This window comes from Vibrio sp. 397 (assembly GCF_033339395.1).
Taxonomy (GTDB): domain Bacteria; phylum Pseudomonadota; class Gammaproteobacteria; order Enterobacterales; family Vibrionaceae; genus Vibrio; species Vibrio alginolyticus.
In genome coordinates this window covers 39,795-51,668 of sequence record NZ_JAWOUN010000023.1, presented here as the reverse complement: position 1 = coordinate 51,668, position 11,874 = coordinate 39,795, and the positions used below count along the sequence as shown (strand labels likewise).

9 protein-coding genes and 1 pseudogene are annotated in these 11,874 nt (G+C 44.9%); 7 read left to right on the top strand and 3 right to left on the bottom strand.

Annotated features, from left to right (window positions below; translation table 11 throughout):
• The 4 genes and pseudogenes from R7P36_RS22620 to R7P36_RS22605 all read left to right on the top strand — a co-directional run.
• Positions 1–96: pseudogene (locus R7P36_RS22620) on the top strand (elongation factor Tu); the annotation flags it as partial.
• A 331-nt stretch (positions 97–427) separates the two neighbouring features.
• The gene (locus R7P36_RS22615; protein ID WP_005381360.1) at positions 428–616 is read left to right on the top strand and encodes a (2Fe-2S)-binding protein; all 189 of its coding nucleotides are present in this window, start codon (positions 428–430) and stop codon (positions 614–616) included.
• Positions 617–709: 93 nt separating this feature from the next.
• Complete coding sequence (gene bfr, locus R7P36_RS22610; RefSeq protein ID WP_005381359.1) at positions 710–1,186, top strand: bacterioferritin; 477 nt, start codon at positions 710–712, stop codon at positions 1,184–1,186.
• Positions 1,187–1,392: 206 nt separating this feature from the next.
• The gene (locus R7P36_RS22605) at positions 1,393–2,670 is read left to right on the top strand and encodes a malic enzyme-like NAD(P)-binding protein (protein ID WP_005381358.1); all 1,278 of its coding nucleotides are present in this window, start codon (positions 1,393–1,395) and stop codon (positions 2,668–2,670) included.
• 112 nt (positions 2,671–2,782) lie between these two features.
• Here R7P36_RS22605 and metJ read toward each other — a convergent pair whose 3' ends face one another.
• Positions 2,783–3,103 carry a met regulon transcriptional regulator MetJ gene (gene metJ, locus R7P36_RS22600; RefSeq protein WP_005381353.1) on the bottom strand — a complete coding sequence of 107 codons (321 nt, stop codon included), beginning with the start codon at positions 3,101–3,103 and terminating at the stop codon, positions 2,783–2,785.
• Positions 3,104–3,328: 225 nt separating this feature from the next.
• Here metJ and R7P36_RS22595 point away from each other — a divergent pair, with 225 nt between their 5' ends.
• The 3 genes from R7P36_RS22595 (at position 3,329) to metF (ending at position 8,078) form a co-directional block, all read left to right on the top strand.
• Positions 3,329–4,489, top strand: a complete 1,161-nt coding sequence (locus R7P36_RS22595; protein WP_017821741.1) for an O-succinylhomoserine (thiol)-lyase — start codon at positions 3,329–3,331, stop codon at positions 4,487–4,489.
• 15 nt (positions 4,490–4,504) lie between these two features.
• Positions 4,505–6,913, top strand: a complete 2,409-nt coding sequence (locus tag R7P36_RS22590; RefSeq protein WP_017633523.1) for a bifunctional aspartate kinase/homoserine dehydrogenase II — start codon at positions 4,505–4,507, stop codon at positions 6,911–6,913.
• Positions 6,914–7,175: 262 nt separating this feature from the next.
• Entirely contained in the window at positions 7,176–8,078 is a 903-nt protein-coding gene (metF, locus tag R7P36_RS22585; protein ID WP_005381345.1) for a methylenetetrahydrofolate reductase, read from the top strand.
• Between the two features lie 70 nt (positions 8,079–8,148).
• On the opposite strand, the gene R7P36_RS22580 is transcribed toward metF, so the two are convergent.
• Positions 8,149–8,688 carry a PadR family transcriptional regulator gene (locus tag R7P36_RS22580; protein ID WP_005382791.1) on the bottom strand — a complete coding sequence of 180 codons (540 nt, stop codon included), beginning with the start codon at positions 8,686–8,688 and terminating at the stop codon, positions 8,149–8,151.
• Positions 8,689–9,113: 425 nt separating this feature from the next.
• Positions 9,114–11,747, bottom strand: coding sequence for a phosphoenolpyruvate carboxylase (ppc, locus tag R7P36_RS22575; protein WP_086047071.1), 2,634 nt, complete (start codon positions 11,745–11,747; stop codon positions 9,114–9,116).
• Positions 11,748–11,874: the final 127 nt, after the last annotated feature.

The following is an 11,874-nucleotide window of genomic DNA, read 5'->3' as shown; positions in this document are numbered from 1 at the left end:
ATCGCACCAATCGCAATGGACGAAGGTCTACGTTTCGCGATCCGTGAAGGTGGCCGTACAGTAGGTGCTGGTGTTGTAGCTAAGATCTTCGACTAATTCATAACGAATTAAACGAAATCTTGCACTGTTCTTCTTTTTGAAGAAAGCGCATCGAAAAGGGAAGCTTAGGCTTCCCTTTTTCATTTCTAGATTACATTTAGTTATAAGTGTTGAAATAAAAGACGTCACTTTTTCGATTTAAAAACAGAGTTTTACCGGCTTTGTTTCTTAACGCTTTTACTCACCCCTCTTAACCCTTTGATCTTTTCCTGCAGCGGTAAAATCGTTATAACCAAATATTCTGAGCGGACACCATAATGCGACTGGTAACAAGAACTATTCTTGTTTATATTGTTTGTCACAGATTAGTTTTATAGGTTTTTTGAGTATGTACGTTTGTCTTTGCCATGGTGTCTCCGACAAAAAAATTAGGAAGTTGGCGATAGATGAAGGCGTAACAGATATTAAAGGAATCAAAAAGTGCACGGCATTGGGCAGCCAATGTGGTAAGTGCATCAGACAGGCCAAGGAAATTTTAGCGGAAACTAGTTACACGGAATTTAAACAAGCCAGCTAATTGCTGTAAGTATGCAGTAATTATTTGCCTTACATTTTGACACCTTCTCATTTGCTTCTACATTTAAATGAAGCCAAAGAGGAGGGTTTTGTCATGAAAGGCGATCCAATCATCATTCAACATCTCAATAAAGTGCTCGGTAACGAGCTCGTCGCTATTAATCAGTATTTTCTTCACGCCAGAATGTATAAAGACTGGGGCTTAAAGCACCTAGCAGACAAGGAATATCACGAATCTATCGATGAGATGAAGCATGCCGATCATCTAATTGAGCGTATTTTGTTCCTTGAAGGCCTACCGAACCTACAAGATTTAGGTAAGTTGATGATTGGTGAAGATACCAAGGAAATGCTCGAGTGTGACTTAAAGCTTGAAATGGCGGCTATTCCAGATTTAAAAGATGCGATTGCCTACGCTGAAGACATTCGAGATTATGTGTCTCGAGATCTCTTCCAAGATATTCTTGAAGATGAAGAAGAACATGTTGATTGGCTAGAGACGCAACTTGGCTTGATTGAAATGTCTGGTATTGAGAATTATCTCCAAGCGCAATACGTGGACGAAGAGTAACGATACTTTCTAAGTTTGCATACTCCAATAATAGTAAGAAGAAAGAGCACCTGACTCGAAAATCGGGTGCTTAACCCCGTTATCTGGTCTAATCTCTTTTATTATCGGCTTTTTAAGGATATTGCTCGCAATCTTGCCTATGAAGTTTGATTTCTATCCGATAGAATTTATGCCCCCTTACCTAAAAATAAAAAAGAGAAACGTCCATGTCTGAAGACAACCACCAAGCAGCCACTCCAGAAGAAGAACATCGCCAAAAAGCATTGGATTACCATGCTTATCCAACTCCAGGAAAGATTGCTGTCGAACTGACAAAGCCTGCGGAAACGGCGGGTGATCTTGCCCTTGCATATAGCCCTGGTGTTGCAGAGCCAGTGCGTGAAATCGCACAAAACCCGGATAACGTGTACAAGTACACTGCAAAAGGGAACATGGTTGCTGTTATTTCTAACGGTACCGCTATTCTAGGTCTAGGTAACCTAGGTCCACTTGCATCTAAGCCAGTGATGGAAGGTAAAGCGTTACTGTTTAAGCGTTTTGCAGGTCTTGACTCTATTGATATTGAAGTTAAGCACCGCACGATCGATGAATTTGTTGATACTGTTGCGAGCATTGCAGACACTTTTGGCGGTATCAACCTTGAAGATATTAAAGCACCAGACTGTTTTGAGATTGAAAAGCGTCTGATTGAACGTTGTGATGTACCAGTATTCCACGATGATCAACATGGTACTGCTATTGTAACGGCAGCGGGTATGCTGAATGCAATCGAACTTCAAGGTAAGAAACTTGAAGATTCAACAATTGTTTGTCTTGGCGCTGGCGCTGCCGCTGTAGCGTGTATGGAGCTTCTGATCAAATGCGGCGCAATGCGCGAAAAAATCTACATGCTAGATCGCAAAGGTGTGATTCACACTCGTCGTGATGATCTTAATGAATATAAGCAGCTATTTGCGAACAATACAGATAAGCGCACACTAGAAGACGTGATTGAAGGTGCAGATCTGTTCCTAGGTGTATCTGGTCCAAACCTATTGCCAGCGGAAGCGTTGAAGTTGATGGCAGATAAGCCAATCGTATTCGCATGTTCTAACCCGGATCCTGAAATCAAGCCGGAACTTGCTCACGCAGTTCGTGATGACTTGATCATGGGTACTGGCCGTAGTGATTATCCTAACCAAGTTAACAACGTATTGTGTTTCCCATTCATTTTCCGCGGTGCTCTTGATGTGCGTGCAAGTGAAATCAATGATGAAATGAAACTTGCAGCCGTTGAGGCGATTCGTGAGCTAGCAAAAGAGCCTGTACCTGAAGCCGTATTGAAGGCTGCAGGTGTTGATAAGCTAGAGTTTGGTGCGGACTATATTATTCCAAAACCAATGGATTCACGTTTGCTACCACGTGTTGCAAAAGCGGTTGCTCAGGCGGCGGTTAATTCAGGTGTAGCTCGTATCGAGATGCCTGAAAACTACATGGCAGAGTAATATATCTTTCAGATGTGATACACAAAAATGGGACGCTATTGCGTCCCATTTTTTATGTCATTCATTTGGCTCGAGGCAAGAGTTATTACCTGAAACCTCTTATCAGGCTTTTTTATTCTTCGTCGAATGACTCAAATTCGATGCCCATTTCCGTCATCAGCGCTTTTACTTCTGTTGGAATATCATCAGGACGGTCTTTACGAAGGTCTTCATCTGTCGGAAGTGGCTGACCTGTGTACGCGTGCAAAAATGCCTCGCATAGCAATTCGCTATTGGTTGCATGGCGTAAGTTATTGATCTGACGGCGAGTACGCTCATCAGTTAGCACCTTTAAAACTTTTAGCGGGATAGAGACGGTAATTTTTTTTACTTGTTCGCTTTTTTTGCCGTGCTCTGCATATGGGCTAATGTATTCGCCATTCCAGTCAGCCATTGCACACCTTCATTTATGTAATCGGTTAAAAATAATTTAGGTGCTGATTTTAGCTGCATTTACCGCCATAAGCAAAGACATATAGACGTCTAGAAGTGTTGACGTCTCATTTTTTGACGAGTAAAGTGAACATAACAGCAAAGGAAGCGTGTTGATCACTTTATGTTACTCATTAGATATAGCGCATTCCTATTTAGAAGTCATTACCCGTGAAAGGATACACCCATGAGCACTCGCAAACCTGCGACCATTGCAGTACGCACTGGTATTGAATCAGACAGCCAATATCATGCTGTCGTTCCACCTATTTATCTTTCCACTAACTATGGTTTTCCTGCTTTTGGTGAAGTGCCCAAGTATGATTACACACGATCTGGTAATCCAAACCGCGGACTGTTGGAAAGTGCGCTATCTGAACTTGAGTCTGGAAAAGGAGCGGTTGTTACTAACTGCGGTACGTCGGCATTAAATTTATGGGTTTCCGCTTTTCTCGGCCCAGATGATCTCATTATTGCTCCTCACGATTGTTATGGCGGCACCTATCGTCTTTTTAATACCCGAGCTAGCAAAGGCGATTTTAAGGTTCAGTTTGTCGATCAATCAGACGAACAGGCTTTAGATGCTGCATTGGCACAAAAACCAAAACTCATTTTGCTAGAAACTCCGTCAAACCCTCTGGTTCGCGTAGTGGATATTGCAGCTACCTGTGAAAAAGCGAAACAAGTCGGCGCGTTAGTTGCGGTGGACAATACCTTTTTGACACCCGTGTACCAAAAACCTTTAGAGCTAGGTGCGGATTTTGTTATCCACTCCACAACAAAGTACATCAACGGTCATTCGGACGTAATTGGTGGGGTAATCATCACCAACACAGAAGCGCATGCAGAAGAGCTTGCATGGTGGGGCAATTGTATTGGTGCAACGGGCACACCTTTCGATAGTTACATGACACTGCGAGGTATTCGTACGCTTGGTGCTCGTATGAAAGTACATGAAGAGAGCTCACAGCAGGTACTGGCTTACCTACAGAAACAAGCGTTAGTTAAAACTATCTATCATCCAAGCCTGCCGGAACATCCAGGTCATGACATCGCTAAAAAGCAGCAAACGGGCTTTGGCTCTATGTTGAGTTTTGAGTTTGCTGGTTCGTTTGAGCAGTTAAAGGTGTTTGTGAAAGAGCTCCAACTGTTTTCATTAGCTGAATCATTAGGTGGTGTAGAAAGTTTGATTTGCCACCCGGCATCCATGACGCACCGTGCAATGGGTGAGGAGGCGCTGGCGGAGGCTGGGGTCTCTCATCAACTATTGCGTTTGTCTGTCGGTTTGGAAGATGCACAAGACCTCATCACAGATTTAGAACAAGCGTTCGCTAAAGCTACCCAGTAATAGGAGACGATAACAATGACTGTACAACGTCAGCTGCATAAGTTTGGTGGCAGTAGCTTAGCAAACCCAGAATGCTACTTACGCGTTGTGGGTATTCTCAAGGAGTATTCGACAGAAAATGATCTTGTGGTCGTATCTGCTGCAGGAAAAACCACTAACCGCTTGATTGAGTTTTTGGAAGGGTTAAATAAAGATGGCCGAATTGCGCATGAAGCGCTTCAAAGCTTGAGACAGTTCCAAACTGAGCTAATAGAAAGCTTGTTGGAGAGTGAAGCAAAAGAAGAGCTGTTAGCTTTATTACATGATGAGTTCAGTACTCTCTCGGAGCTGACTGCACCACTCACTAATGCGCAAAAAGCTGCGGTACTGGGACACGGAGAAGTATGGTCTGCTCGCCTATTGGCCGCGTTATTATCTCAACGTTCTATCCCTGCGGTTGCACAAGATGCACGAGCGTTTTTACGTGCAGAAGCGGGAACTCAACCAGAGGTTGATCGCGCTCGTTCATACCCTTTAATTAAAGAGATCCTCGCGCAGCATAACCATAAACGTGTGGTAATTACTGGCTTTATGGCTCAGAACGAGGCAGGAGAAACCATTCTACTTGGTCGTAACGGCTCTGACTATTCTGCAACGGTCATAGGCGCGCTTGCTGAAGTCAGTACTGTCACGATTTGGAGTGATGTTGCTGGTGTTTATAGTGCCGATCCACGTTTGGTGTCTGACGCTTGTTTATTACCGTTACTTCGATTGGATGAAGCCAGTGAACTTGCTCGCTTAGCTGCCCCAGTGCTACACAGTCGTACGCTTCAGCCTGTGGCGCAAAGTACCATGGACCTTAATCTCAAGTGTAGCTATCTGCCAGAGTCGGGTTCTACTCGTATTGAGCGTGTATTGGCATCTGGTCGTGGCGCTAAAATTATTACTTCACTGGATGATGTTTTATTGGTGCAGTTGTCTTTCATGCATGGGCACGACTTCGAAAAAACACAGAGTGATGTATTACAAGCGTTGCAGCGCGCGCAATTAGAGCCACTGGCATTTGAAGCTCAATCCGATCAGCACACGCTACGCTTGGCTTACACCGCAGAAATCGCCGGTGGTGCATTGAAACACTTGCAAGAGCTTGCGGTAGAGGCTGAAATTAAGCTAAAAGAAGGTTACTCGCTCTTAGCTGCGGTAGGTGCAGGCGTTACGAAAAACGCCAATCATTGCTTTGGCTTTTATCAGAAGCTAAAGCACTCTCCGGTAGAATTTATCTCTGAAACAGACTCAGGGCTGAGCCTAGTCGCTGTTTTGCGCCGTACTGATACTGAGGCGTTGGTTCAAACGATTCATAGCCAGTTGTTCCAAGCGCAAAAACGCGTGGCAGTGGCTTTATGTGGCAAGGGTAATATTGGTTCTAGTTGGTTAAATTTATTTGCGACGCAAAAAAGTGAGCTCGAAAAACGTCATGGTATGAGCTTTGATCTTGTCGCGGTTGTGGATAGCCAAACCTATTGGTTCGATGAGCAAGGTATTGAGGCGGCGAGTGTTGCTGAACGATTTGATGATGAAAGCATAGCAAACAATGGGGATTGGCTGGCACGTTTGGGAGCACTTAAAAGCTATGATGAAGCCGTCGTGCTTGATGTTACCGCGAGTAAAGAGTTAGCTCAGCGCTACGTAGAAATCGCACAGCAAGGCATTCATTTGATTTCCGCTAACAAAGTGGCCGGTTCCGCAGATAGTCAGTACTACCATCAGGTTCAAGATGCATTCGCTAAAATTGGTCGTCATTGGCTATACAACGCAACGGTTGGTGCTGGGTTACCGATAAACCATACCGTGCGAGATCTTCGTGAAAGTGGGGATGAAATCGTCGCTCTATCGGGGATTTTCTCGGGGACGTTATCATGGCTGTTCCAACAGTTTGATGGTTCTGTACCATTTAATGATTTAGTCGATCTTGCTTGGCAGCAAGGGTTAACCGAACCTGACCCTCGTTCTGATTTAGATGGCTCCGATGTAATGCGTAAGTTAGTCATCTTGGCTCGAGAATCGGGCCTAGATATAGAACCAGACAGCGTTAAAGTTGAGTCTTTAGTGCCAGAAGAATTAAGAGAACTGAGCTTAGATGATTTCTTCGATAATGGAGCGTTGTTGAGTGAAATACTTCAAGAGCGTCTGACAAAAGCACAGAGAAACGATCAAGTGCTTCGCTATGTGGCGCGTTTAGAAAAAAATGGTAAAGCAACGGTGGGAGTCGAAGCGTTGTCTCGTGAGCACGCGCTCGCCAACTTATTGCCATGCGATAACATTTTTGCCATAGAGAGCAAGTGGTACAAAGATAACCCTCTGGTCATTCGAGGACCAGGCGCAGGCAGAGAAGTGACAGCCGGCGCTATTCAATCCGACCTCAACCGATTGGCTGGTTTATTTTAAAGTTGCGATTGACCTAAAAACCCTGGAATTAATCCAGGGTTTTTTATTCCCCTATCAGTGCCATACTGAAGTCATAACCCGTGCAAAATGGCGAGATGATGCTCAAGTAGAAACTTGAACTATCTTCATTATTAACTTGAGAAAAATTCATAATTACAAGGTTGACATTAAATCGTATTCAATACATTCTGTAGACATATAGACGTCTAAACGTCGATTTTAAGGATTTGTTTTCGTGGCGGAGTGCCGCAGGGAGAGTAAGATGGGATATACGCACGCAGGCCATATCGACGCCTTGAACCAGAATATTGCTGAGTTATCAGATAACATCAATGTATCGTTTGAGTTTTTTCCGCCAAGCAGCGCTAAGATGGAAGAAACACTTTGGAATTCAGTGCACCGTCTTAAAACGCTTCAACCTAAATTTGTTTCTGTGACTTACGGTGCGAACTCCGGCGAGCGTGACAGAACACACTCCATCATTAAAGAAATTAAAGCAACAACCGGATTGGTTGCCGCTCCCCATCTCACTTGTATTGATGCGACTCGTGAAGAGTTGATTAATATTGCCGATGATTATTGGAACAATGGTATTGAAAATATCGTCGCTCTGCGTGGTGATATTCCTCCAGGTGGCGGTGCGCCTGATATGTATGCCTCGGATTTGGTTGAGCTGCTGAAATCACGCCACGATTTCGATATCTCCGTTGCTGCATTCCCTGAGGTTCACCCTGAAGCTAAAAGCGCACAGTCTGACTTATTGAACCTAAAACGTAAGGTAGATGCAGGTGCAAACCGTGCTATTACTCAGTTCTTTTTTGACGTTGAGTCTTACCTGCGATTCCGTGACCGTTGTGTCGCAGCAGGAATTGACGTAGAAATTGTGCCAGGAATTTTGCCTGTATCGAACTTTAAGCAAGCGTCTCGCTTTGCGGCACAGAACAACGTGAAAGTACCAGGGTGGATGAGCAAACAATTCGATGGCTTGGATGATGATCCGGTGACTCGCCAGCTTGTAGGAGCTAGCCAAGCTATTGATATGGTGCGTGTGCTGAGTCGTGAAGGGGTTAAGGATTTTCACTTCTATACACTAAACCGTGCAGAGATGACTTACGCGTTATGCCATACGTTGGGTGTTCGTCCTCGCGCAGTAGTCGGTGCGTAAATCTGGTTTCAAAAAGATAAAAGGCTTGCCAAGTGGCAAGCCTTTTTCGTTTTATCAAAGCAAAAGGAGTTTAACCAATCACTTCAAGTTCAGTTAGAACTTCTTCTGCCCAAGTGATCCAAGTTTCACGTAACAGAAGGTTACGGCGAAGCGTTAGACGTTCTAGGCGAGCTTGTTTATCTAAAGTTGACGGCGTTGCGTAGTAAGCCGCTTCAATTTCTTTGTAGTGAGAAACCAGTTTGCGAGACTCTTCAACTAGCTCGGCGAGTTGGTCACGGAATGGAGCCGCAGGTTGAACGGCACATGCCATCAATTTCGCTGAAAACTCATCACGAACTGTTGGGTGTGCAGTTGGTTGATCAAACCACTCTCCTAAAGCGCTGCGACCAGCGTCTGTAATGGAGTAAACCTTGCGGTCTGGTTTGCCTTCTTGGGGTTCTAATACGCAAGTAACCAGTTCTTTCTCAGCCATTTTGTTGAGTTCACGGTACACTTGTTGGTGGCTTGCTTTCCAGAAGTAACCGATGCTAGCAGAGAATTCTTTAGTGATATCGTAACCGGTTGCGTCGCGAGTGCTAAGAACAGTTAAGATTACGTGTGGTAATGACATGTCTTCAATCCAAATGGTCAATAAACTTGTAAACAAGCTACTTATACTTTCAGCTGCGCTCTTACTGGCACTTGAGTTTTTTAATGTATAAGTAGCACCAACAATGTTGGTCCTGTCACCTTAAAGCCGTTTATCACCTAGAGAGATGGGGAGTCCCATCAAGGCTGGAGCAGGTATGATTGGATTTATGAGCTCTCAGCAGGCAAGTAGTATATAAATAATAAGCATGAAGTGGAATAGTAGGACAAAATTACCCTAAAAAACTAACATAATAATCAATAGTGTTAACTTGTGGTTTTTTGTTCTTTTATTTTGGTATTTTTTGGGTCTATTATGGTTTATTTGACTGCTTTTGTCTTGGTGCGATTATCCTGTGATAAAAAAAAGCTGAGCATTTGCCCAGCTTTTTATTAAAAATGAAACGATTAGCCTGTGTTGCGCATACCAGCAGCAATACCAGCAATCGTCACCATCAACGCTTCTTCCAAGTTTGCAGAAGCTTCTTCGGTTTGACGCGTGCGGTATAGCAGCTCTGCTTGTAGCATATTCAATGGCTCAACGTAGATATTGCGTAAGCGAATAGACTCGAGTCCCCAAGGGTCATGCTGCATCAAGTTTTCATTGTTCTCTACATTCAGTACCGCTTTGATGTCTTCTTGAAGCTGAGCACGAAGTTTTTCACCGAGTGGACGGAGCGACTCATCCACCAATCGCTCATCGTAGTAGCGAGAGATATCAATATTACACTTCGAGTACACCATCTCTAGCATGCCGAGACGAGTAGAGAAAAACGGCCATTCGCGGCACATCTCTTCGAGCAATGCTTGGTGGCCTTTATCGATCGAGTATTGAATCGCTTCACCTGCGCCTAGCCATGCAGGAAGTACCAAACGGTTTTGACTCCATGAGAAGATCCACGGGATTGCACGTAAGCTTTCTACTCCGCCCTTAGGGTTGCGTTTTGCAGGACGAGAACCAAGTGGCAACTTGCCGAGTTCGAGTTCTGGCGTTGCTTGGCGGAAGTAAGGCACGAAATCTGGCTCGCCACGAACCACATTTCGGTAAGACTCACAGCTTACTTCTGATAGCACTTCCATCAAGTCGCGCCATTCTTGTTTTGGCTCCGGTGGCGGTAACAAGTTGGCTTCCAGAATCGCACTTGCGTATAGGTTAAAGCTGTTTACTGCGACATCTGGGAGACCCAGTTTAAAGCGGATCATCTCGCCTTGCTCTGTTACACGTAAACCGCCTTTCAAGCTTTTTGGTGGTTGCGACAAAAGCGCAGCATGCGCAGGTGCGCCACCGCGACCGACTGTGCCCCCACGACCATGGAATAGAGTTAGCTCAACGCCTTCTTCTTCAGCCACTTTAACTAACGATTCCATCGCATGATACTGAGCCCAACCTGCAGACATAACACCTGCATCTTTCGCTGAGTCAGAGTAACCAATCATGACCATCTGGTGGTTTTGGATAAAACCACGGTAAAGGTCAATCCCCATAAGCTGCTTGATGACCGATTCCGCGTTGTTCAAATCGTCTAGCGTTTCGAACAGAGGACACACATCCATGCGGTAAGGGCAACCAGCTTCTTGTAGCAGTAGATGAACGGCTAGTACGTCAGAGGCGGTACGTGCCATTGAAATAACGTAAGCGCCAAACGCTTCACGCGGTTGTGCTGCAACAATCTTGCAGGTATCCAAAACCTCTTTGACGGGTTCAGACGGTTCCCAATCACGAGGGAGAAGCGGACGTTTAGATGCCAGCTCGTTAGTTAGAAAAGCAATCTTATCTTGCTCATTCCATTGTTCGTAATCACCAATACCTAAGTAGCGAGTTAGTTCAGACAAGACGTCTGAGTGACGCGTGCTCTCTTGGCGGATATCAAGACGTACAAGATGGATACCAAATGCTTTTACGCGGCGTAGTGTATCCAGTAATGAGCCGTTGGCTATTACACCCATGCCACATTCGTTTAGTGACTGGTAGCAGGCATACAACGGTTCCCAAAGTTGCTCGACTTTTTGCAGTGGTGCTTTAACGGCCAGTTTTTGACCGTGGATCTTAGCATCGAGAATATCTTTGGTTTCATTGAGCAGAGTGCGTAATTGCTTCAGGATCGCACGGTATGGTTCGTGCTGATCTTCGCCAGCAAGCTCACGGACTTGATCGTTTGAAACTGTCATAGACAGCTCGCTGATCAACTCGTTGATGTCATTGAGATAAAGATCGGCGGCTTTCCAACGAGACAATAGTAAGACTTCACGCGTAACGTTGTGAGTAACAAACGGGTTACCGTCACGGTCACCGCCCATCCAAGAGGAGAAGTGCACTGGGCGAGCATCAATGGGTAAACCTTCTCCAAGGTAAGATTTTAGACGGTCATTCATCTCACGTAGGAAGTCAGGTACTGCTTCCCATAGCGAGTTTTCAACGACCGCAAAGCCCCACTTTGCTTCATCCAACGGAGTAGGGCGTTGTTGTCGAATCACGTCTGAATGCCAGCCTTGGGCAATCAGTTGCTCTAGGCGGCGTTCGGTTTTTCTGCGCTCTTTAGAAGAAAGATCGCTTAGCTCCAACTTTGATAAGCACTCGTTTATCTTGACCAGTTTGTTGATCATCGTACGGCGCGTAATTTCTGTTGGGTGAGCCGTCAATACCAATTCAATATTTAGATCACGAACCGCTTGGGCAGTGTCCAGTTTGCTCACATCGTTTTGTACCAGTTTAGAAAACAGCGAGTTAATCGCGTCTGGTTCACAAATGTGCTCTTCACAATGGCGTGAAATCGTGTGGTATTGCTCAGCGATATTGGTGAGGTTTAGAAATTGGTTAAACGCGCGAGTAACGGGCGTTAGCTGCTCATCAGGTAGATGTTTGATTTCTTCGATCAAGCTGTCCCTGTCTGCTTGATTCCCTGCTTGAGCTGATTTGGATAATTTACGAATGGTTTCCACTTTCTCGAAGATTTCTTCGCCATGGGCATCGCGAATGGTGTTACCCAATAAGTGGCCTAACATGCGCACATTACTTTTGAGTGCGGCGTATTTCTCGTTCATTGTCGTCCTGCCTCGTAAAAAAACTACATCCATTGTCCTTGTTAAGACTCCAATCTAGCGAAAAGCACCAGTTATAGTCAAATAAAGCAGACTAAGTTTGCAATTATTCCGCTGTCTCCTGATTTAG